This window comes from Lactobacillus sp. ESL0680, assembly GCF_029392855.1.
Taxonomy (GTDB): Bacteria; Bacillota; Bacilli; order Lactobacillales; family Lactobacillaceae; genus Lactobacillus.
In genome coordinates, this window is record NZ_CP113945.1 from 298,690 (window position 1) to 320,235 (window position 21,546).

The following is a 21,546-nucleotide window of genomic DNA, read 5'->3' on the forward strand; positions in this document are numbered from 1 at the left end:
AGATATTTAGCACCAAAAACGGCACCAGAAAATTTGCTTGGTATCACAAAATGTTTCAAGAAGTAAAATAGATGTTGATTTAGCAGGCTTTATGCCTGCTTTTTTGTGTGACTAGAATAATTTTGTTGTTAATAGATTTTGCGACACCTGATCTTACAATTTGTTTCGCAACAAGAAAAAATTCTCTGTAATAAGCAGAGAATCTTTTAAATTGGTATTAACATTAAAAATTATAATTTGGCGTAGTAAGTCAACAGTCGTATCATATTGCAAGTAAAGCCGAATTCGTTGTCGTACCAAGCATGAACTTTTGCCAGACAAGTACCATCACCAATATTAATTACTTCAGTCATTGTGGGATCGAAAATTGCACCATGAGTATCGTTAATTATGTCTGATGAAACAATTCCAGTATCATCATAACCAAAAGTTTCGTTATCTTGGGTAATTGTTTTAAAGATATTATTAATTTCTGTCGTAGTAACAGATTTGTTAAGAACAAGAGCAAGCTCAGTTAGTGAGCCGTCACGAACAGGCACTCGTTGAGCTTTTCCGGTTAGTTTGCCGTCAAGTTCAGGAATGACAAGACCAATTGCCTTAGCTGCACCACTAGAGTGGGGAATGATATTTTCAGTAGCAGCGCGATTGGCACGCTTATTTTTGCCTTGAGGACCGTCGGTTAAATTTTGTGAAGCTGTATAAGCATGAATTGTTGTGAGACTTCCAGCTTTAATACCAAAGTAATCATTCATTGGCTTAGCAAGTAATGCTACCGATTGTGTTGTACATGAGCCTGGTGAAATAATACGATCTGAACCGGTTAAGGTATTTTCATTAATACCGTAAACTGCGGTTGGAATTTTACCTGCAGGAGCAGAAATTAAAACCTTGTTAACACCAGCTTTAAGATGAGCGCTAGCTTTTTCCTTACTTGTATAAAAACCTGTTGATTCAAGAACTAGATCAACATCATCATTGGCAACCCAAGGAATTTTTTCCGCATCTTTTTCGGCATATACTGTATAATGCTTATCATTAACAATAATTCCTGAATTATCAGCTTGCACTTCTGCTGGAATATCACCGTGAATTGTATCGTGCTTTAATAAATAGGCGATCATATCTGGATCAGTTAAGTCATTGATTGCCACAACTTCAATTTCGGGATCATTTAATTCAAAAATTCTCCGAAATGCTAAGCGACCAATTCGGCCAAAGCCATTGATACCAATTTTAATTGACATTGCTTTACCTCCATAAAAATATTATTTGTTAACGATTTTTAGTATAGGAGGGTTTGGTAGTTTTGAATAATACTAAATAATGGTACCATTATCATTAAAAGTGATAGGTGATGAAATGAATTTTAATGATTTAAAAGTATTCCGCACGATTTATGAGGTTGGTTCATTAAATAAGGCAGCTCAGACTTTAGGGTATGCCCAATCTAATATCACAGCTAGATTGAAATTGATGGAGCAGGAATTAGATTCAACTCTGTTTGTTCGTATGCCTAAAGGAGTTCGGCCAACTGAAGCGGGTAATATTTTTTATAAAGCAGTTTTAAATATTCAAGCAGAGTTGGCGCAAGTGTCTGCTAAAATTAATCAGCGAAAAAAGATGCTACTAGGATCAGAAACTCTAATATCAGAAGTTCTAAGTCATAATAACGTTAATTATAGAAATTTTAGTAAAATTGTTGTTAAAAATCAGAATGATATTGTAAAGGAAGCTGCTAGTCATTTGTATGACATGGTAGTGACTTTTATAAATATGGATAATAGTCATATTTATAATTTAAATAAAGTTTGCCAAATCAGCACTAATTATGCGGTACAGAATCAGTCTGTTTTTAATGATAGAAGTGTTCCTATCTTGATTAATAGTGATCCAGAATGTGCCTTTAGAAAAAGAACTTTGAAAGATTTAATTGATAAAACAAGAGTATTTGAAGTTGATTCCTTGCAGGCAATTGAATTATTGGTTGAACAAGGAAAGGGAATAGCGTTGTTGCCAAGTAAGGCTATAGAAGAAAGGCACTTGGTTAAATTGCGTACGAACGACATTTTACTCAAATATTATTTATATCAAGCAAAGTAGATTAATCAGTAAGTATAATAAAGGTAAATATAGTATTAAAGTCCGTTGTATCAATTTTGATATGACGGGCTTTTTGCTTGTGTGGTCAGTCATACAAAGAAAAATAGGTTAGAAATTTATCATCATTAATTTTTTGGTACATGACGATATTATTTGCCTTCCAAGATAAATATACGATTTTAAACTTTTACCATGAATTTTACGAATAATATTTTATTTATAAATTAATGCTGATTTTTGTTTTGTTTAGTGTTAAAATAAAACAAAATTTATTATATTTTATAAGGAGAAATAAATTTGAAATTCAAAAAAATATTGACTAGCATTATCGCAAGTCTTGGCTTGATAGCAGGCAGTGGAATGATTATAAGTACAGCAAATAATTCGGTATATGCAGCGACAATTACGCATACTATTCCTCAAAAATTCCGTGGTGTTTGGTACCAAAAGGGGTATGATGGGATGTATTACATTGAAAACTATCGTGCAAATTCTGAAGCGTACTATGATACAAATACTAGGAAGCAAGATGTTTATTTTGAACCTGTATCTGTTAAAAAGATTAGCTCAAATAAATGTAAAGTATGGTCAGCATCTGAAAAGAATTATAAGACAACATTGACTTTGAAGCATATCACTTATAATGGTAAAAATTATAAGATGTTGGCTGTCAAAAAGGGAAATAATCCTGCATTATATTATTTCAACCATAAAATTAATCGCTTTTATTCTGCTAAACGTGGATTTATTAAATAAGCGGTGACAAAATTGTTAAACACTTTAAGCCCATTTGCTTAAAGTGTTTTTTTAGTGCAAAATCTGAATTTACGTAAAATTATGTCTGGTTAAAACAAATTAAAAAAACACGTTTCCAGAATATTATCTGAAAACGTGTTTTTAGTTTTTTTAAAATTATTCGCCTAAGTAAGCAAAGGCAACTTTTTCATCATAAACATGTAGCATTTTATCAAGGATGAAACGGCAAGCAAGGGCAACGGCGGCTGGGATGATAAGCCAAGCAATTAGTGCTAACAGCCAACTAATGCTGTTTGCGCCGGCATTAAGAGAAGCTAGTGGGCCAACGATTCCTACAAGACCAAAGCCAGCTGAAGCAGGGGTTCCACAAATGTGCCAGAGGGCAACTGGTAATGCGGAAATTGTTGAAGTGATGATGATTGGCAGCATAATAATTGGATGCCGGAATAAGTTAGGAATCATCATTTTCATAGCTCCAAGGGCAACGGCGATGGTCACGCCGGCCTTGTTAACTTTCCATGAGTGGACAACCAACACGATTGTGGTTGCAGCAACACCCATAGCAGCAGCACCAGCAGCGATTCCGTTAAGTTGGATTGCCATCCCAATGGCAACTGTTGAAACTGGAGTGACGATTAAGAGAGAGAACATCCATGAAATTAAGATACACATTAAGATTGGCTGCAGTTTGGTAAAGGAATCAATGATAGCACCTAAACCCGTTGTGATTTTACTGATAAATGGCAGGAGCAGGAAGCCAAGATAGGCGGAACCGCCGCCGACTATAATCGGACTCAGCACGACCTTAACGGAACCAAAGAGGTTACCGACCAGCATCGTTAGGAAAACGGCGATAGCAGCAGTAATCATTGTGTTAATTAAGTCGCCAGTACCAGATGAAATAAAAATTCCGGCTTGCTTCGTTGCTGGGTTGATTGCTTGGGCGTTAAATTGGGTAACGCCGGAACCGACGTAGGAAGCGCCAGCAACGATTGCGATGTCGATTGGTGCGAAATCAAATTGATAAGCGATTAAGGCACCGATTAAAAGTGGGGTTGCTACTTGAAAAACTAGTAAAACGTGAGTTAATCCAAGGGTAAAAGCATTGTTTCCACACAATTTTAGAAGGGCACTCAAAACGGCATTGGGTATTAGGCCGACAATAATTCCTGTTGCTGTCCCTGATAAAATTTTATTAAAAAATTCCTTTGCGGTAACTTTATTTTTTGTATTATTCATAGTGTTGTTCCTTAAAAATTAATTTTATTTGGCAAAACCGATGTTGTACCAAATTATGAGGCTAAATAATTAACCATATTTTTTGAAAATAATGAGTCTATTTTTAGAGCAACCTTACGCCCAAGTATTTAACGAATTTACCTTTCTTCATAATATTTACCTTCAATTCTTGTATTATTTTATTACAGTGGCATTTATATTTTTATAAATCATAGCAGCATTAAAATTAAAATACAATATATTTTTTAATTTATTTTTATTATATATTTTAGGATATAAATTTAAAACATTCTATTGATAAAATCATAGAATGTTTTTTTGTTTTAGTGTAAATTAGTATTAAATTATTTTTAATAAGTTAAAAATATTTAATGTAATTATAAGGAGATACAAGATGTTTAAAATTGTGGCTTATGGTGTTCGTGAAAATGAAGTGCCTTATTTTGAAAACTTAAACAAGTACAATTATGACTTACAGCTGGAAAGGGATTTGTTGACACATGACAATGTGGCAACTGCTAAGAATGCAGATGCCGTATTGTTAAGGGCTAATTGTATTGCTGACGCTGAGAACTTGACCATGTTTCATGATTGGGGAATTAAGTATGTTTTCACGAGGACAGTTGGCTTTAATCACATTGACTTAAAAACTTGTGCAAAATATCAGATGAAAGTGGCGCGGGTTCCAGCATATTCGCCATATGCGGTTGCCGAACTAGCACTAACTCTGGGAATGATGTTGTTTCGTCACCTTTCACTTGCGACAACTAGTACGAACAATGGTGATTTTCGAGTGGGTCCCGGTATGTTTTCTGGAGAAATTCATTCTGGGACTGTTGGCATAATTGGTACAGGACGAATTGGTGCTACCGAAGCTAAGCTTTACCATGGTTTTGGTGCTAAAGTTTTGGCATTTGACCCATATCCGAGTGATTATGCTAAACAATTTGCAACATTTGTCAGTCAGGATGAATTGCTCGCTAAGTCTGATATTGTTTCAATTCATGTGCCATATTTTCCTGGGCAAAATGATCGGCTGATTGATGCGGACTTTTTAAGTAAAATGAAACCGTCAGCGGTATTAGTTAATACAGCACGGACCCAATTAGCAGATTATGATGCCATTATTGCTGCTGTCAAAAATGGTACAATTGCTGGCTTTGCTTCAGATGTTTTACCTAATGAAACTAAGGTAATGGGACACAACTTTGAAGGAGAAATTACTGATGGCCAGGCTAAGGCCTTGGAAGAATTATATCCGAAAGTATTGCTCACGCCGCATATTGGTTCTTATACGAGTCCAGCCTTAACTGATATGATTGCTGTTAGTTATGAGAACTTTCATCAGGTTTTGCTGACAGGTAAGACTGATAATGATGTTAAATTAGATTAATAATTAAAAAGCACAGGTTTCTTAATAGGAAGCTTGTGCTTTTAGTTATTTGAAATGGTATTTTTCGATTTTACTTAGATATTTTTGGCGTCTAGCTAACGAAGAATTAGTAATACAGCCAAAGTGTAACCAATGCCGGTCTTGCATGCCCAGCTGGCGTAAAGTTTGATTAATAAAAATTTTTTTAATCGCGTTACCGCAAAATAAGCGAAGATAAAATTTTGGTGAAGTTGAGGTTGTTAGGACATAGGTATGCTTGATATTAGTTAATTCACCATGAATGCCGGTTTTAGAAACAGTGTGTGACAGTCCCGTTCCTTCTTTCATCACTTTGTCAATGAAACCTTTAAGCATGCCGGGAATACTATTCCACCAAAGAGGAGTAATAAAAATAATGGTTGTTGCTCCTTGTAACATTGTTAAATATTTTTTGACAAGTGGATCATGTGTACCACCTTCGTGGAATAAACGTAGTTCTTCTCGATCGTAAATTGGGTTAAAACCATCTTGGTAGAGATCAATTATGTTAAAGTCACGTTTGTTTTGAATGAGGTTTTCTTTGACGGCCGTTAAGACAGCATGATTAAAGCTTTTGTTGTATGGATGACAATAGACAATTAATGTTTTCATTTTACTTAGCTCCTTTAATTAATTGGGTTAATGTTGTTTGCACTAGCTGTTTATTGTAATCAGTGATGCCATTTTTAATTAGGAGCGAGTAACCTTGGATGAACGACCAGATTTGAATGAAGAAATCATGACTAGTAATATTGCTGTTTTGAGTAATTTGGTCAGTTAATTGAAGCATTTTGGTTAAAAAAGGAAATTCATGATCGTTATTTTTAAAGGCTAGGGTTGCATTATTATTGAAAAAGAGAAAGTCCATTGTGTTGGGATGCTCTTGCACCTGCTTAATAAAATAGTCGGCAATTTGTAAGAGTTGTTTTTCTGGTACATCACTGTGAAAGTCAATTTGGGCAATAAATTCTTGTGAAAGCCTAATAGTTGCCTGTTTAAACAGGTCATCCTTACTATTAAAGTGTTTGTAGAAAGCACCAGTCGTCAAGCCAATGGCAGCTGTTAATTTACGCAATGAGAGATTTTGAAAACCTTCTTGGTCAATAACTTTGATTGCTTTTTCTACTAATTGCTTTTCTGTTTCCTTCATATTTCATACCTCCTAATTTAGGTAACACTGTTATCTGATGCTTTAAAAACATGATAACGCCGTTATCTAAAAAGTACAAATAAATTTTGCGTAATAAAAAAAGCTTCCTTAAATAAGGAAGCTTAATTATTAAGACTAATCTTCAACTTTTTTAGCCTCGTTCATTGCTTTCATCAATGAAGGGTTCTTTGAGTGACAGTCTTTAATCATTTGCCAGTCTTTTTCGTCCAATTCAACAACGTATTTGCTCATAATAATTTTCCTTTCATTAAATATACAATTTAACTATAGCACTTTTCGCGATAATAGAAGAATAGTGTTCGCTACAATTTTTGCAATTGTGTTGCAAAATCAATTACTGTCTAGACCATTTGCTAGGTGCAAGCTTGATTAAGCAATAAAGGCAACGCTTGGTATAACGACATCCGATTTAAGAAAGCGCTTTTGTAAAATATTACAATTATTACATAATCGTTTCATCGAGTAATCAATTCTTAAAGCCTGAGAGATAGTTCTGTTATGGTTCTGACATTTTTACACTGTAGTATAGAGACAATCAAATTGAGTAAATCGTTTTTGATTTTCTTAGTTTGGGAAAGAAAAGGATATGAAATTTTTTTATTAAGGAGAGAAAATTTTTGAAGGTAAAATCTATCTTAGTTAAATCGGCAGCAGTAGCAGCATTATCAGTTTCAGGTGCAGTAGTGATGAATAGTGCGAAAACAAGTACAGTTCACGCAGCAACAGTTGCTAATGATGCAGCAGTTGTTACAGTAAACTACGTTGACGGTAACTCGATTCACGTTTGGAATGATTACGAGAATCCAGTAGCTACCGGTCAAGTTTTACCAAGTAATTCTTCTTGGAAGGTTATCAGAACCGCTTATGATGCTCAAGGCAATAAATGGTACGACCTTGGTAAGAATCAATGGGTTAGAGCTGAATATGTTAACAAAGGCTACTACCCAGCTCAAAATACCCAAGAACAAGTTCAAGCAACTAGTACAAATAATGAAGTAGCTAACACTAATAACGCAGCTGCTACTCAAACTGTTGCTACAACTACTTCAGATTCAGAATCCAGTGCCAAGGCATGGATTGCTGGTCGTGAATCTGGTGGCTCATACAGTGCACAAAATGGCCAATACATCGGTAAATACCAACTTTCTTCTTCATACCTTAACGGCGATTATTCTGCCGCTAATCAAGAACGAGTTGCAGATAATTATGTTGCTAGCCGTTACGGCTCATGGACAGCTGCTAAAGCTTTCTGGCAAGCAAATGGCTGGTACTAATTTCTAAACTACCAATATCAAAAAATTGAATAATTAAAAAATAGGCGCTAATCATTTTTGACTAGCGCCTATTTACTAAAGTTTTTTAACTTAATGGCTTTTTATTAGTAATAATAATTCCTGAAATTAACAGTAGAACACCTAAAACTGTGTAAGCAATAAAGATTGGTGTCCAAGAATGAAATAATCCTTGCAAATAGCCTGATAATGCAGGACCGATTGCTGCTAAGAGATAGCCGAATGATTGAGCTGTCCCTGATAATTGTGCTGTTTGCCTAAAGTTAGCTGACTTCTTTTGGAAAAAGATAACGCAGAGGCTGAAGGCTGAACCAGAACCGATTCCTAAAATAACGGCTAAAATTGCATTGGCAGTAAAATTACCGGGGAATAGTAGTAAGAGACCAGCTCCAACAGCGAATCCACCACCAACGATACTTGAAGCAATTATCCTCCCAACCTTTTTACGGGCAATAATTGGTGTCAATAAGGACATTGGCATACCACATAACTGGAATAGGGTTGCCAGAATCCCGGCAGTTGTGACGCTAAAGCCAGTGCTGGTCCAAAAGCTTGGCAGCCAGGTCATCATTGAATAGTAGAGCAGCGACTGTGTACCAAAGAAGAAGGTAATCAGCCAGGTTAATTGATAATGACTAATCGAAGTAACTTTATTTTTGGTGGTTACTTGGGCATGATGCGGCTTAGGAATTACCCGAACGACAACTGCCCATAGTAGAAAGCCAGCAAGACCAACTAAGCTAAAGATTGCTAGTGTGGAAGGCAAGTTGATTTTTTTAACTAATGGCGCTGCAAGTCCAGTTCCTAAAGATGCGACTGATCCCATAGTAAAAGTGTAAAGGCTGGTAAACAGTGTTGCCTTGGTTGGGAAATATTCCTGAATAACTGCCGGTAAGAGAACATTACCGCCGGAAATACCGATCCCAATTAATACTGTCCCTAGTAATAAGAAGAAGCTACTGGGAAAGACCCGCAAGTAGCCGCCAATTGCAAGGATTAAAAGTGTAAAAAATAGCACCTTTGCATTACCTTGTTTAATACCAAGGTGAGCAATAATTGGCGATAACAGGGCAAACATAATTAACGGAATAGTAGTTAGCCACCCGCTCATACTTGACGCCAGGCCAATTTCGCTGTGCAGCCAAGGCAAGATTGGTGGGATCATTGTGATAGGCAGTCGTAGATTAGCCGCAATAAGCAAAATCCCTGTACCAATTAAAAAATTTTTCTTTTTCACATTAACACGTTCTTTCAATTTCTTTATTTGTTAAAAGTACCAAATAATAACTTTAATGGAAAAATAATTATTTGGCAAATCGCCTGTTTTAACTAAAAAAGTGAAATTAAATTAATTGGCATTAACTACTAATAAGTTTTAAAATTACAGTTAAACTCATAAAGAGATATTGAACTATCGACTATCGAGGAAAATAAATGAAGAAAAACAAATTTGTACTCGCTTTAATTAGTATTACTTTATTGATGATTTGTATGGTGGAAGTACAGACAAGTACAGAACCTGTAATAGCAGCAACTCAAGGCTATGTTAAAGTCAAGGCAAAGAAAAAAGTCCGGCTTTATTGGGCATCAGGTAAGCATTCTAATTATTATGCTTTGCCTAAGCATCGTTATTCGTATAGTGCCAAAAGTCGAATAGGTAAAAAGCGACGGTCTGCTTATAAAATTGGTAATAATGCGCACTGGATTTTAGCTAAAGATGTGAATACAGTCAAGAAAGCTAAAGCAGCTACATACACTAAGGCGAAAATGGTTCTGCCACGTGGATATAATAGAACGGAACTGCTTAAGGCATATGAAGGTAAGCCCAGCAGCAGTTTTATTGCTGCCTGCATGCAGGGGATGAAGGATAATACTTTTAGCCGCAATAATCTTGCTGAAAGTAAGGCAGATAATGAGACACAGGTTGACCTAGCTAATATTACGCCGGACCAATTAATGACTTTATCAGACTTCTCACTTAGGTTAATTAATCAAGCACGTGATAACTTGGGCTTAAAGCCTTGGGTTGATAGTGTGGGGACGCAAAAGTTGGCTCAGGCGATTTCTACCGAATATGAACAAAATGGTAAGACAATTAAGGATGGGCATTATGTGCCGGGAATTGTTAAAGCTTGCCAAGCCAATGGCCTAAATTTGGATGATAATTATGTTGAAGATATGGCCGGTTTTTATAACCAGAAGCAAACACTGTCAATGACTGAACTGAAGAAGAGTATTTACTTTGGCATTAAGCAGATGATGTTTGGTTATGTCGGCAGTGGTGAGAGTGATCGCGGTAAGCGTAGTTACTACCAAGAATGGGAACATGCTGGCGATTTGTTTAATACGCAGGGGTCGCTCCATGATGGCGATTATAATTATTTCGGTTTTAGTGTATCGCGAACAGATGATATTTGTTCGTTACACTTTATCAGTGTGCCGACCTATGTTGTTAAAGATAAGAAGTATAATTTAAGTTTTAAGCCATAATTTCAGATTCAAAAAAGGCAGCTTACTATGATTGTAAGCTGCTTTTTTTATTGCTTATAATGTTTAAAACACAAATTTGGCAAAAGCTTTGCTGATACCATCATCGTTATTTGAACTGGTAACATAATCAGCTTGTTCTTTCGCTTGCTCGCTGCCGTTGCCCATGCAGACACTGGTACCGGCAAAATTAAACATGGAAATATCATTGCGTTCATCGCCCAGTGCCATGACCTCGCTAGCTTCAATTTTTAATGCTGCACAAAGTTCTTTTAGACCGTTGCCCTTGTTAACCTTGGGATTAAGCAGCTCGATAAAGTGTGGATCAGAACGAATAACATAGAGATCCTTATTGAACTCTGCTGTGATACTTTCTTGATAGCGGTCGAGTAGTTCAGGATCACCAACAAAGCAGCCTTTGGCAACGGAAAAATCGTCTGGCATTTCATCTGGTGTACGAACGTATAGTGGAGCCGTATTTTCATACGCTTGAAGATAAACCACAAAGTCGATGTTGTGATCGGCAGTAATAATATGTGAATCCTCATCAACAACGTTGAATGGTAATTTATGAGCTAACGCAAATGCGGTCATTTTGCGATAAAGTTCGTTATTAACCATATCCTTGGTAATAATTTTACCATCAGCGTTGCGGGTAATTGCTCCGTTTAAGGTAACGGCATATTGCTCAGGACCATTAACACCTAATTCTGTCATGTAGGGCTGAAGGCCAGCAATTGGCCGCCCAGAGCAAAGGACAATTTTGATATTTTGCTTGAGAGCTTTAGTAATTACCTCTTTAGTGCTGGCTAAAATCTGCCCATCTGAATTTAACAAAGTACCGTCAGTGTCGATTGCAATTAGTTTAATTGCCATAATATTTCCTCCTAGCTATTGCGATAATTACTATCATTATACTAAAATTAAATTATTAATCATAGTGGAGGAAAAGAATGCCAATTTATATTCGCTTAGCGCAAAACGCTGATCTATCAGCAATTATGCCAATTATTAATCAAGCAAAAAAGTTGTTGAAACAGGATGGCAGCCCGCAATGGCAAGACGGTCATCCCAATGAGCAAATGTTTCAAGATGATATTATTCAACAGCGCGCATACGTCTTAATTGTTGACCAAGAAGTTGCCGGCGTTGCGGTCTTGCAAACTACCCCTGATCCTAATTATGTTGATATTGCAGGTGCTTGGCAAAATACAACAACTGCATATGCGACAATTCATCGAATTGCAATTTCTGATAAATATCGGGGGCAACATTTGGGCGCAATTTTTATTTCCAATTTATTGTCGCGAGGACTGTTTTTGGGATTTCATAATTTTCGCATTGATACACACGCGATGAATAAGAGAATGCAGAGCTTAATTAAGAAGTCAGGCTTCCACTATCGCGGTGTAATTCATGTTGATCCAACACCAGATGGTGCCAGATACGCGTACGAGTTAAACTTATAGCAAGAAAATAAAATTTATACTTGACTTAAGTGTCATATTTCTCTATACTTATTAATGTTGAGTGACAAGTAAAAGCTCAAGTGTTTGGGTTATAGCCAAGCGGTAAGGCACTAGTTTTTGGTACTAGTATGCGCTGGTTCGAATCCAGCTAACCCAATAGATGTAATTAGTCTTAATGTCAACTAGCTTCAAGCGTTGGTGTTAAGGCTTTTTTTGTTGTTAGGAATTAGATAAAATTAGCTGTAATTTTAAGAATCGGTGCAAAATTCGGTGCAAAATTTTAGGCAAAGGTAGATTAATCAAAATATTCTAAAATTGGTCTAAACGTAAAAAAGTGACCCGAAAAATTCTATAATAATTGTGTTCAGTAATTTAAATCTATTAGCTTAGATACCTCAAGAAAGCCTTAATAGCGGGCTTTCTTTTTGTTTGCCATTTATTTAAGTTAACCAGTTTTTAGTAAAAAAGTGCGGTGCAAAATTTTAAGAATCGGTGCAAAGTTTTCAGTATTGATTGTGTAATAGATTGGGATAATCAGATTTAATTAATATGTAGGTACAAAATTTGGTGCATCCCTTTAGGGCGTTAAATTGTTTACAGGGGGGTCGGTGATTTACCGACCTCCTTTAGTTTAACAATACCGTAATGATTTATGACGGCATCAAAAAATCCTCTGCGTTAACAGAGGATCATTTTAATGACTGCCTAAAATGACTGGTTTTAGGACTTATGAGGCTTAAAGCCTTGCTACATTTTATGGTTTCATTTTACGTGGAATTATTAGTATTGTCAATGTATAAAATTCTGGTAAAATGACAAATGGAATTACCTGAAATCCGACTAATTTCAATAATGATAATTCTAGGAGGCGAGAAGCCTTGCGAAATTTTATAATTGGCGTTGTGTCTGGTATACTCGTCAATGTTATTTCTGAACTAATTTTAGATTATCTCAAAAATCATAGTAAGAAATAATCTTTAAAGGGGAGCGTGTGGGTAATACCACTGTTCTCTTTTATTATAGCAGGTTTAATCGTCTGAGATACTAATCCTTGTTTTGAATTAGCAAAGTAATTTACATAAATGAGTTTAACAATGGTATTAAAAAATCCTCTGCATTAGCAGAGGATCATTTTAATGACTGCCTAAAGTAACCAGCTTTAGGACTTTTTGGAGTTTCAACCCCAGTGCATCATTCACTCTATCATTCTACAATATTTTAAGTCATTGTCAACGGATAAAATTCTGGTAAAATGACAAATGGAATTATCTGAGATTTAACCACTCTTAATTATGGTAATTCTAGGAGGCGAAACTCTAGTGCATTCATTCTTGATTGGCTTGGTATCTGGGATATTAGCCAATGTTATTGCTGACATGATTGTCGATTATATAAGACGTCATCATAAGCTATAACTGTTTAAAAGGGAGCGTGTGGATAATACCACTGCTCTCTTTTTATTATAACAGAATTATTACTTAAAATTGCTTTCTTTAAGATACTTGCCGCTATCAACGCAATAATAACTGTTCCCGTTAATTGTAACAGTTGGTCCTAAGATAACGAATGAACGATTTTTCTTTAATGACTTCTTTTGCACTTTTTTACCAAATTGATTGTAGACATAAGCATTATGACGTAATTTTTTAACTGTAAATTGCGGCTGCTTATCAGCTTGATACATCACATAAGTATTAGTAGGACACTGGGCATTAGGCTTATTATATAAATTTTGTAATTCATTAGTAGTATAAGTTTTGCCTTTTGGCTGATTGACAGTTCCTGAACCAACTGCTTGAATATGGTCTTTGCCACTGCCAAGGCTGGCATCAGGATAAATTCGGTGTTGACCTAACTTTAAAATAAAGCCATTAGGGTCACCGGTATTTTTGAGCATGTCTTGAATTAAATCAGTTCGATTAAAATTATTATGAATGATGCGGTTAGTGTCAAAGTTAGTGAGGTCTAACTTGACTAGACTGGTATCATCTTGGAAAGTAAAGCGATTATGTGTGACTTTTTTCGTGTTAAAACTAGATAAATTAATGGTTCGTAAGTTCTTAGCACCCTTGAACATACCACTCATGCGCCGTAATTTTTTCGTATTAAAACTAGATAAATCAAGGTCGGTTAAACTAGTTGCACCATTAAACATGTCGGTCATATCAGTTACATTCTTAGTATTAAAATTACTCAAATCAACACTAGTTAAATTTGGAGTGTTTTGAAACATTCTAGTCATGTTAGTAACTTTACTGGTATCAAAATTGTGTAAATCAATTTGACTTAATCCAACACCGAGAAACATTTGATCCATATCAGTCACGTTTTTGGTATTAAAACTTGAAAGATTTAGTTTGGTTAAGTTAATATCGTTAGCAAATAATCCTTCCATATTAGTAACTTTACTTGTATCAAAGCTTGAAAGGTCAAGTTCGGTCAAATTTGGATCACTTTCAAAGACCAGTAACATGCGGTTAACGTTCTTAGTATTGAAGTTGCGCAAGTCCAATTTAGTTAAAGCAGTATCACGTTCAAACATGGCGCTAATATCAGTTGCTTTAGCAGTATCCAGTTTGCTGGCGTCAATTGCCGTTAACTTAGGATTATTACTGAGCATCCCGTTAAAGTCAGTCACGTTATGCGTATCTAAATTACCTAATTCCAGTTTAGTTAGTTCCTTATTATTAGCAATCATATTGCGCATTTGTGTAACTTTACTAGTATTGAAATTGCTGAGGTTAAGTGTAGTTGCCCCAGTTCCTGAAAACATGTTGTTCATGTTAGTCACGTTGCTAGTATTGAAGTTAGCAACATTTAGACTAGTAACTTTGGGTGTGAAATCGAACATGCCCTCCATATTAGTAACTTTAGCTGTATTAAATTTGCTGAGATCAAGGTTAGTTAAATTATTGTCGCCGGCAAACATCCAACCCATGTCAGTCACGTTACTGGTATCAAAATTACTTAAGTCAAGACTGCGCAAATTATTATCTTCTTTAAATAAAAAGTGCATATCAGTCACACCGCTAGTATCAACTTTGTTTAAGCCGGCAATGTCTTCTAGGCCTTCAAGTCCACAGAAGAGGTAACGCGAATTTGCCGGTAATTTAATTTGGTCAGTAAAGACAATGTGCTTAAGTGAGCTGTCGCTGTAAACTTGTTCCTCAGTATCTTCGTCCCCAAATTTGTTACGGTTAGTGACAATTGCTGCTAATTGTTCAGTTCCTAACTGATTGCCGTTCTTACCAGCGCTAATGGTTAATGTTTGTGAGTTTTTATTGTATGTCCAACTGCAGTCTCCATCGCTCCCAGTAGTAATCTGCTTGTCAGTTTGAACGGTTGAAGCTTGATTATCAGAAGCTGCAGCACTAACGGTGTTCTGTGTGCCAGTTAAGATAGCTGTACTAATTGCGATTGCATTGAATAGTAATAATTGCTTCTTGCTTTTTGAAAAATGCTTTTTCTTCATGTCAGTCTCCTAGATTAGTTCTTAATTACCAACATTTTAATTGCTTAGTTATTAAAAGTTAATTAGGATCAAGCAAACTTTATTTTTATTTAAAAGTGACTGCGATAGGTTTAAGATAGTTTTGGTAATTTATTAACTGATTAATAAGGGTGCGACAAAGATTATGACTACTATTAAAAATAAGACAATTGTGTTTGGTCATCGTGGTTATCCCGCAAAATTTGCAGAAAATTCGCTTGCGGGTTTTCGTAATGCGGTTGAAAATAGTGCTGAAGGGGTTGAATTTGACGTTCAATTAACTAAAGACGGTGTTCCGGTTGTGATGCATGATGAACGGATTGATCGCACAACTGACGGCAAAGGCTATCTGAAAGATTTTACGTTACAGCAATTACGGCAGGTGCATTTGGCTAATGGTGAACCGGTGCCAGAACTGCGTGAATTGTTTGACTTACTGAGTGGCAAAGATATTCTGATTAATTTGGAATTTAAAACCGGAATTATTCATTATCCAGGAATTGAAAAGACGGTTCTCTCTTTGGCCAAGCAGTATCAGTTTGTTCATCCGCTTATTTATTCATCCTTTGATTATGTTACTTTGAAGAATTGCCAAGAAATTGACCCGAATCAGACTTATTGTTATTTGCTGGATCAGGACGTTACCAATGCAGCTAAGTTAATTAAGGAAAATCATTTTGCTGGAATTCATCCAAAGGAATTGATCCCTTCACAGGAGGAGATAATTCAGCGGATTTGGACGGTTGATGATCCAGAAGTTGCCCAAGAATACTTTCGGCGTCATGTTGCGGGAATTTTTACTAATAATTACCCATTGATGACTAAGTTACGCGATCAGGTACAGGGATTAGAATAATAAATTAGTTAAAAATTAAAAAATAATTGTAGAAAAATGATGATATTAATTGTATAATTTATTCAAATAAAAAAAGAAAGTTTGGTGAAATTATATGGTTAAATTAATTAATTACATGAAAAAAGGCTTAGCTGATGCTCCTTCAAATCCAATTTTGAAGTTTTCTGATTATGCCAGCAAGATTCCGGATGTTGTGAAGTTCACGTTGGGTGAACCTGACTTTAACACGCCGGATCATATTAAAGAAGCTGCTAAGAAGAGCATTGATGATAACCATTCTCACTATGCACCGTCTAACGGTACAATGGGACTCAGAACGGCAGCAAGTCAGTTTTTGGCTCAAAAATACGGGCAAAAGTATGACCCAGCTACTGAAGTATTAGTAACTAATGGGGTAACAGAGTCAATTTTTGATGCAGAAATGGCTTGTTTGAATCCCGGAGATGTAATAATTGTTCCAACGCCAGTTTTTTCACTGTATATGACTGATGAAACTGTCATCGGGACAGGTGTTAAAATCGTTGAAATTGATACTTCTGCTGATGACTTTAAGTTGACGCCAGCCAAATTGCAAAAAGCCCTTGATGAATATGGTGACAAAGTTCGGATGCTCATCATGAATTATCCGAGCAACCCGACAGGTGCAATGTACAGCCAGGAAGAGCTTGATGCCTTGGCTGATGTTGTTCGTGACAAGCCAATTTTTGTTATTTGTGATGAAATTTATAGTGAACTGAATTATGACCAACCTCACGCTTCAATGGAAAAGAGCCTGCATGACCAAGTAATCTTGATGAATGGGGTCTCCAAGTCTTGGGCAATGACTGGTTATCGGATTGGGATTGTTTGTGCGCCGAAAGATATTTTGGAACAAATTGCTAAGGTTCACCAAGCAGTGAACACAACTGAACCGACACCAATGCAGGATGCTGCCGAAGAAGCCTTTAAGAATGGAATGGATGATGCATTGCCAATGAAGGCAGAGTTCTTGAAGCGGCGCGATGTGCTGTATAATGGCTTAACCAAGATTGGCTTTGAATGTGTTAAACCTGATGGTGCATTCTACATTTTTGCTAAAATTCCAGATGGCCTTGAACAAGATGATGAAAAGTTCATCTATGAATTGGTTGATAAGGCTCGTGTCGCCGTAACTGCTGGTTCATGTTTTGCTAAAGGCGGCAAGGGCTGGATTAGATTTTCTTATGCGGTTTCAATGGAAACAATTAATGAAGGTCTGAAGCGGCTGGAGAAGTTTGTCAAAGAAAATAAGAAATAAAATTTTGGCAATTTTCACTTGCAATTACGCACGTTTTTCGGTAATATAATTAACGTGCGTTATGGAGGAATAGCGAAGTGGCTAAACGCGGCGGTCTGTAAAACCGCTCTCTCTGAGTTCGGCGGTTCGAATCCACCTTCCTCCATTTATTGGGTTATAGCCAAGCGGTAAGGCACTAGTTTTTGGTACTAGTATGCGCTGGTTCGAATCCAGCTAACCCAATAGTTCTTTAAGAACACCCAACCCGAAAAGAAGCAACTTCTTAATTGAAGTTGCTTCTTTTTTGTAATAAAAAATATCCAGCCATTGGACTGGATACCTTATTTTAATTATTAAAAGTTGGCGCGCTTAATGTAGTGGTTGTTATCAACGATAAAGTAGCGTTGACCCTTGATTAAGACAGAACTGCCGTAAGTGCGGATACTAGTATTAGCAGGTAGTACTTGATGACCGACACGTTTGCCGTATTTATTATATAGGTAGGAATTGCGCACTAGCGTCCGTTTTGTACCATCAATGTTAGCTGCCAAAACACGCTTATGACCGTGGTCAAATTCGTAGTACTTTTTGCCGTTAATGGTCTCACTAATAGCGGCATAGCACTTAGTACCAATCTTTAAAACTAATTTGTTGGTCCGTTGACCATCTTGGTCGTAAATGTAGGCTTTGTGCTTGAGAACACCGTTAATAACTAAGCCGTTAACATCACCGGGACGCTGCGGCGTTGGTTTACCTTCGACAAAGTTATCCTTCTTAACGTATTGATTCTGGTCAATTAAGTAGTATTCAGTGCCATTAATAGTAACAGGGTCACCAAAAGTAGGGATGTACTGGTCTTTAACCAAAACAATCGGCAGACCTTGGTCGCCATTTTGGTCGTAAATATAAGAATTACGGCCAAGTTCGCGAGTTTGTCGTTCAATGTTTCCCGCAGCAATGTACAATTGATTCTTCAAATTGTAAAACTTCCGGTTATTGATTAGGGTTGTACCATAAGTTTCAACCGTTGAACCAGCATTCATTGTAATATCGTTGGCCCGTTTGCCGTCTTGATCGTATAAGAAGGCATTGTGAACTAACGTCTTTTCTTCGGGATCAAATGATTCCGTTAATTTTTGACGAACAACAGGTTTTGCGTCAGTGTCAGTCGTCTTAGCTGCACTGGTTACTTCAGCCTTAGGTGTAGTTGTTTCTGGCGTCTTAGTTTCTGTTTTTGCTGGTGCAGCTGCTTCAGTGGTCGTGGCGTGAGCCGTCTCTTTATTAAGACCCATTAGGCCAGAGGTAAGTGCCAAGCCGATTAAGCCAAATTTGATAATATTTTTACTTGAAGAATTATCATAGCCAGTTAATTGTGTGTGGTTATGTTTCATGTAAAACCCAACCTTTCTAAAATTTATTTAATAATCTTGTGTTATTTTTCTAAAATACACTTCCATTCTACCCTAAAATGTTGATTTTCTCGAATATTTTTTGTTAAAAATAATTTGCTTAATATGGCGTAAGCCTCCTAAAATAAAGGAGAAGTAATGAGTAAAATTTACTTTTTAACTACAGACCTTGAAAAAATAGTACAATAATAGCTAGTTTACTGTTCACTTAGAAAGGGATTTTTATGCCGAGACTAATTAAAGTGGGAGCTGGTGGCCGTGAAATCAGCTGGCATGAGGCGCTGAAGGATTTACGCGCTGATGATGTAATGTTTTTGGAGCCCGGATTTTATGAGCTGCCGCAGGGAATTACCTTAGCAGACATTACCATTAAGGGAACTGGCAGTTTGCCGGAAGATACGACTATTTTGGGTTATGTGAATGTTGCTGCCGACAGCCGGTTCGTTAATTTGGAAAATTTATGTCTGAATACGAATAATGATAATAATACTTTGTTTGTGCCTGCTGAGGCCAACACTTACCTTAGTTTGCGCAACTGTGTGATTAAGGGCTTTGGCAATGATACGGCAGCAATTGCGGCTAACGGCAAGATTACTTTGGAGCTTTATTCAACTAAGGTCATGAATGGTTCGGTGTCCTTGTTTGCAGATGCCGATTTTCGCTTGGAAATGAACGATTCTTCGATTGAAAATGTGGCTGAAGAATTTGGTGTTTTGGCACTTGAAGGTCACGGGACGGCGATAATTAATAATTCGCGGATTCACGGCAGTATTGATACCTTTGTCAAAACGAATGCCGAAGTAAATATGAATAATTCAGTTGCCGATACGATTTTATTGCAGGGCAAAACGTGGCTGAATATGTTAAACAGCAAGGTCTTGTCTGATGATGATGCCTGCATGTATATTACGGACGACTCGTGGGTCAATATTGTTGATAGCTTTTTTACCGGTGGGATATATCTGGATAAAAAGCCGCACGTAATTATTCAAAATAGTCAACTGAACCGAATAATCGCGGTGAATGATACCCAGATTACACTGATTAACTCCGTGATTTTAAATCACGCCGACTTTCAAGATGAGGCAAGTTGTGTGGCGCGGCGTGTAACCTTTAATGGCGGTATTGAGTACCAATATTTTTTGGCATTGGGCGATCATGCGCAGATTGAAGGTCATGACCTAGTCTTTAACCCTAATGGTGCAAGTCTAGCTGTTCAAGATAGTGCGCAAATGCGGGTTAGTGTGGTGGCTTCAAGTGAGGAATTGCTTCCAGTTGAATGCAGTTCAAAGGCCAATGTCAATATTTTAGGAATTAAGTGGACCGCTAAGAAAAAGTCGTAATCAATCTAGCCATTTTTGTTTGTGCAAATTAGACCAATTTAGATTATAATGGAAGGACACATTTGGAGGAGTGCGCCATGGAAGAACCAATGTACATCAAAATTCATAATCAAATTAAGCGTGATATTGAAAACCATGTTTATCGGGTTGGCAGTCGGATCCCTGCAGAACGACAGTTAGCATTGAAGTTCGGCGTATCCCGCATGACACTGCGGCAGGCAATCAAAACGTTAGAGGACGAGGGCATTTTGGAGCGGCGCCTTGGCAGTGGTACTTATGTAGCCAGTCAGAAGGTGCAGGAAAAAATGTCGGGGATTATGTCATTTACCGAGATTACACATGCCAATGGTCAGACACCATCAAGCAAGCTGATTTCTTATCATGTTGGCAAACCGTCTTTATCAGAAAAAGAGCGGTTGAAGTTGGACGATAGTGAAGAAATTTTGCGGATGGAACGGATTCGTTATGCCGATGATGTGCCAATTTGTTATGAAGTGGTTACCATTCCCCATCGTTTGATTCAAAAGATGTCTAAATCTGATATTTCTTCTCACTTATACCAAACTTTGGCAAAAAGTGGCTATGAAGTTGGTCGGGTAACTGAGCATATTTCTGCAGCTGTTGCTAACGAAAATGCGGCAAGATTGCTTGATGCGCGTAAGGGTGAGGCCTTAATTACTAGGCTGCAGGTAACCGAATTGACTACGGGCGAGCCGTTTGAGTATACCCGGGCTAGTTATATTGCCGATCGTTTCGAATTTACTTTTTCAAAATAAAAACACTGAATTAAGTTGTTAATTCAGTGTTTTTTTGTTAGTTATTTTAAATCCGCCTTAATTTTACTGGTTGAAATCCCGGGAGTCCGCGGTAAGTAAACCACTTGGCAATATGGTTTTAGAAAATCAAATTTACCTTGCCAGTCGCTGCCCATGACAAAGGTATCAATGTCATATTTTTGAATGTCGCTGATTTTTTGGTCCCAACCGTCTTCAGGGATGACTTCGTCTACATAGCGAATTGCTTCCAAAATATATTTGCGCTCGGCATAATTGTTGTAAGATTCCTTGTGCTTTTGGAGCTGATTAAATTCATCAGTTGAAAGACCAACAATTAAGTAGTCGCCCATTTCTTTTGCCCGTTTGAGCAGCCGGATGTGGCCGTAATGCAATAGATCGAATGTGCCGTAAGTTATAATTTTTTTCATTTTGTCATGCTCCTATTATCCAGCTACCTTAATTGTAACAATATTATAGTATAAAAGTTAAAAC

General features: G+C 36.9%; 19 protein-coding genes and 3 tRNA genes. 13 read left to right on the top strand and 9 right to left on the bottom strand.

The features are described 5' to 3' along the window. Window positions 1-230: 230 nt before the first annotated feature. Window positions 231-1,244, bottom strand: a complete 1,014-nt coding sequence (gene gap, locus OZX58_RS01470) for a type I glyceraldehyde-3-phosphate dehydrogenase (RefSeq protein WP_277141196.1) — start codon at window positions 1,242-1,244, stop codon at window positions 231-233. 115 nt (window positions 1,245-1,359) lie between these two features. On the opposite strand from gap, the gene OZX58_RS01475 reads away from it, so the two are divergent. Both OZX58_RS01475 and OZX58_RS01480 read left to right on the top strand, forming a co-directional pair. Further along, window positions 1,360-2,100: a LysR family transcriptional regulator gene (locus OZX58_RS01475; RefSeq protein WP_277141197.1), complete on the top strand. Its 741-nt coding sequence runs from the start codon at window positions 1,360-1,362 to the stop codon at window positions 2,098-2,100. Between the two features lie 297 nt (window positions 2,101-2,397). Beyond that, window positions 2,398-2,856, top strand: a complete 459-nt coding sequence (locus tag OZX58_RS01480; RefSeq protein WP_277141198.1) for a hypothetical protein — start codon at window positions 2,398-2,400, stop codon at window positions 2,854-2,856. Window positions 2,857-3,012: 156 nt separating this feature from the next. On the opposite strand, the gene OZX58_RS01485 is transcribed toward OZX58_RS01480, so the two are convergent. Further along, a complete protein-coding gene (locus OZX58_RS01485) occupies window positions 3,013-4,095 on the bottom strand; it encodes a PTS sugar transporter subunit IIC (protein ID WP_277141199.1) in 1,083 nt (360 codons plus the stop codon). Between the two features lie 394 nt (window positions 4,096-4,489). Here OZX58_RS01485 and OZX58_RS01490 point away from each other — a divergent pair, with 394 nt between their 5' ends. Beyond that, a complete protein-coding gene (locus OZX58_RS01490) occupies window positions 4,490-5,488 on the top strand; it encodes an NAD(P)-dependent oxidoreductase (protein ID WP_277141200.1) in 999 nt (332 codons plus the stop codon). 45 nt (window positions 5,489-5,533) lie between these two features. Here the strand turns inward: OZX58_RS01490 and OZX58_RS01495 are convergent, their stop codons facing one another. Together OZX58_RS01495 and OZX58_RS01500 are read right to left on the bottom strand one after the other, a co-directional pair. Beyond that, window positions 5,534-6,118: an NAD(P)H-dependent oxidoreductase gene (locus OZX58_RS01495; protein ID WP_277141201.1), complete on the bottom strand. Its 585-nt coding sequence runs from the start codon at window positions 6,116-6,118 to the stop codon at window positions 5,534-5,536. Between the two features lies 1 nt (window position 6,119). After that, window positions 6,120-6,656 (bottom strand): TetR/AcrR family transcriptional regulator, encoded by a 537-nt coding sequence (locus OZX58_RS01500; RefSeq protein ID WP_277141202.1) that lies wholly within the window; start codon window positions 6,654-6,656, stop codon window positions 6,120-6,122. A gap of 638 nt (window positions 6,657-7,294) precedes the next feature. On the opposite strand from OZX58_RS01500, the gene OZX58_RS01505 reads away from it, so the two are divergent. Further along, window positions 7,295-7,951, top strand: coding sequence for a hypothetical protein (locus OZX58_RS01505; protein ID WP_277141203.1), 657 nt, complete (start codon window positions 7,295-7,297; stop codon window positions 7,949-7,951). 85 nt (window positions 7,952-8,036) lie between these two features. Here the strand turns inward: OZX58_RS01505 and OZX58_RS01510 are convergent, their stop codons facing one another. Next, window positions 8,037-9,206, bottom strand: coding sequence for an MFS transporter (locus OZX58_RS01510; RefSeq protein ID WP_277141204.1), 1,170 nt, complete (start codon window positions 9,204-9,206; stop codon window positions 8,037-8,039). A 197-nt stretch (window positions 9,207-9,403) separates the two neighbouring features. Here OZX58_RS01510 and OZX58_RS01515 point away from each other — a divergent pair, with 197 nt between their 5' ends. Next, the gene (locus OZX58_RS01515; protein WP_277141205.1) at window positions 9,404-10,459 is read left to right on the top strand and encodes an SEC10/PgrA surface exclusion domain-containing protein; all 1,056 of its coding nucleotides are present in this window, start codon (window positions 9,404-9,406) and stop codon (window positions 10,457-10,459) included. A 63-nt stretch (window positions 10,460-10,522) separates the two neighbouring features. Here the strand turns inward: OZX58_RS01515 and OZX58_RS01520 are convergent, their stop codons facing one another. Beyond that, a complete protein-coding gene (locus OZX58_RS01520; RefSeq protein ID WP_277141206.1) occupies window positions 10,523-11,332 on the bottom strand; it encodes a Cof-type HAD-IIB family hydrolase in 810 nt (269 codons plus the stop codon). Window positions 11,333-11,409: 77 nt separating this feature from the next. On the opposite strand from OZX58_RS01520, the gene OZX58_RS01525 reads away from it, so the two are divergent. Both OZX58_RS01525 and OZX58_RS01530 read left to right on the top strand, forming a co-directional pair. Further along, window positions 11,410-11,925: a GNAT family N-acetyltransferase gene (locus tag OZX58_RS01525; protein ID WP_277141207.1), complete on the top strand. Its 516-nt coding sequence runs from the start codon at window positions 11,410-11,412 to the stop codon at window positions 11,923-11,925. A gap of 85 nt (window positions 11,926-12,010) precedes the next feature. Next, window positions 12,011-12,082 (top strand) — tRNA-Gln (locus OZX58_RS01530). 1,317 nt (window positions 12,083-13,399) lie between these two features. Here OZX58_RS01530 and OZX58_RS01535 read toward each other — a convergent pair. Continuing rightward, window positions 13,400-15,397 carry a BspA family leucine-rich repeat surface protein gene (locus OZX58_RS01535; protein WP_277141208.1) on the bottom strand — a complete coding sequence of 666 codons (1,998 nt, stop codon included), beginning with the start codon at window positions 15,395-15,397 and terminating at the stop codon, window positions 13,400-13,402. Between the two features lie 163 nt (window positions 15,398-15,560). On the opposite strand from OZX58_RS01535, the gene OZX58_RS01540 reads away from it, so the two are divergent. From OZX58_RS01540 to OZX58_RS01555, 4 genes are all read left to right on the top strand, one after another. After that, entirely contained in the window at window positions 15,561-16,271 is a 711-nt protein-coding gene (locus OZX58_RS01540; RefSeq protein WP_277141209.1) for a glycerophosphodiester phosphodiesterase family protein, read from the top strand. Between the two features lie 94 nt (window positions 16,272-16,365). Further along, entirely contained in the window at window positions 16,366-17,547 is a 1,182-nt protein-coding gene (locus OZX58_RS01545; RefSeq protein WP_277141210.1) for an aminotransferase class I/II-fold pyridoxal phosphate-dependent enzyme, read from the top strand. A 63-nt stretch (window positions 17,548-17,610) separates the two neighbouring features. Further along, window positions 17,611-17,692 (top strand) — tRNA-Tyr (locus tag OZX58_RS01550). Between the two features lie 5 nt (window positions 17,693-17,697). After that, window positions 17,698-17,769 (top strand) — tRNA-Gln (locus OZX58_RS01555). Between the two features lie 110 nt (window positions 17,770-17,879). Here OZX58_RS01555 and OZX58_RS01560 read toward each other — a convergent pair. Then, window positions 17,880-18,917, bottom strand: coding sequence for an SLAP domain-containing protein (locus OZX58_RS01560; RefSeq protein WP_277141211.1), 1,038 nt, complete (start codon window positions 18,915-18,917; stop codon window positions 17,880-17,882). 242 nt (window positions 18,918-19,159) lie between these two features. Between OZX58_RS01560 and OZX58_RS01565 the strand changes: the two genes are divergently transcribed. Then, window positions 19,160-20,278: a hypothetical protein gene (locus tag OZX58_RS01565; protein ID WP_277141212.1), complete on the top strand. Its 1,119-nt coding sequence runs from the start codon at window positions 19,160-19,162 to the stop codon at window positions 20,276-20,278. Window positions 20,279-20,355: 77 nt separating this feature from the next. Next, window positions 20,356-21,054 (top strand): GntR family transcriptional regulator, encoded by a 699-nt coding sequence (locus OZX58_RS01570; RefSeq protein ID WP_277141213.1) that lies wholly within the window; start codon window positions 20,356-20,358, stop codon window positions 21,052-21,054. Between the two features lie 41 nt (window positions 21,055-21,095). Here the strand turns inward: OZX58_RS01570 and tagD are convergent, their stop codons facing one another. Beyond that, window positions 21,096-21,482, bottom strand: coding sequence for a glycerol-3-phosphate cytidylyltransferase (gene tagD / locus OZX58_RS01575; RefSeq protein WP_277131359.1), 387 nt, complete (start codon window positions 21,480-21,482; stop codon window positions 21,096-21,098). Window positions 21,483-21,546: the final 64 nt, after the last annotated feature.

Bases quoted from the DNA above. Each gene is read 5' to 3' on its own strand.
- OZX58_RS01560 (WP_277141211.1), bottom strand. From the start codon at position 18,917: ATGAAACATAACCACACACAATTAACTGGCTATGATAATTCTTCAAGT.
- OZX58_RS01485 (WP_277141199.1), bottom strand. From the start codon at position 4,095: ATGAATAATACAAAAAATAAAGTTACCGCAAAGGAATTTTTTAATAAA.
- OZX58_RS01570 (WP_277141213.1), top strand. From the start codon at position 20,356: ATGGAAGAACCAATGTACATCAAAATTCATAATCAAATTAAGCGTGAT.
- OZX58_RS01535 (WP_277141208.1), bottom strand. From the start codon at position 15,397: ATGAAGAAAAAGCATTTTTCAAAAAGCAAGAAGCAATTATTACTATTC.
- OZX58_RS01500 (WP_277141202.1), bottom strand. From the start codon at position 6,656: ATGAAGGAAACAGAAAAGCAATTAGTAGAAAAAGCAATCAAAGTTATT.
- OZX58_RS01525 (WP_277141207.1), top strand. From the start codon at position 11,410: ATGCCAATTTATATTCGCTTAGCGCAAAACGCTGATCTATCAGCAATT.
- OZX58_RS01520 (WP_277141206.1), bottom strand. From the start codon at position 11,332: ATGGCAATTAAACTAATTGCAATCGACACTGACGGTACTTTGTTAAAT.
- OZX58_RS01475 (WP_277141197.1), top strand. From the start codon at position 1,360: ATGAATTTTAATGATTTAAAAGTATTCCGCACGATTTATGAGGTTGGT.
- tagD (WP_277131359.1), bottom strand. From the start codon at position 21,482: ATGAAAAAAATTATAACTTACGGCACATTCGATCTATTGCATTACGGC.
- OZX58_RS01495 (WP_277141201.1), bottom strand. From the start codon at position 6,118: ATGAAAACATTAATTGTCTATTGTCATCCATACAACAAAAGCTTTAAT.
- OZX58_RS01540 (WP_277141209.1), top strand. From the start codon at position 15,561: ATGACTACTATTAAAAATAAGACAATTGTGTTTGGTCATCGTGGTTAT.
- OZX58_RS01565 (WP_277141212.1), top strand. From the start codon at position 19,160: ATGCCGAGACTAATTAAAGTGGGAGCTGGTGGCCGTGAAATCAGCTGG.
- OZX58_RS01545 (WP_277141210.1), top strand. From the start codon at position 16,366: ATGGTTAAATTAATTAATTACATGAAAAAAGGCTTAGCTGATGCTCCT.
- gap (WP_277141196.1), bottom strand. From the start codon at position 1,244: ATGTCAATTAAAATTGGTATCAATGGCTTTGGCCGAATTGGTCGCTTA.
- OZX58_RS01515 (WP_277141205.1), top strand. From the start codon at position 9,404: ATGAAGAAAAACAAATTTGTACTCGCTTTAATTAGTATTACTTTATTG.
- OZX58_RS01490 (WP_277141200.1), top strand. From the start codon at position 4,490: ATGTTTAAAATTGTGGCTTATGGTGTTCGTGAAAATGAAGTGCCTTAT.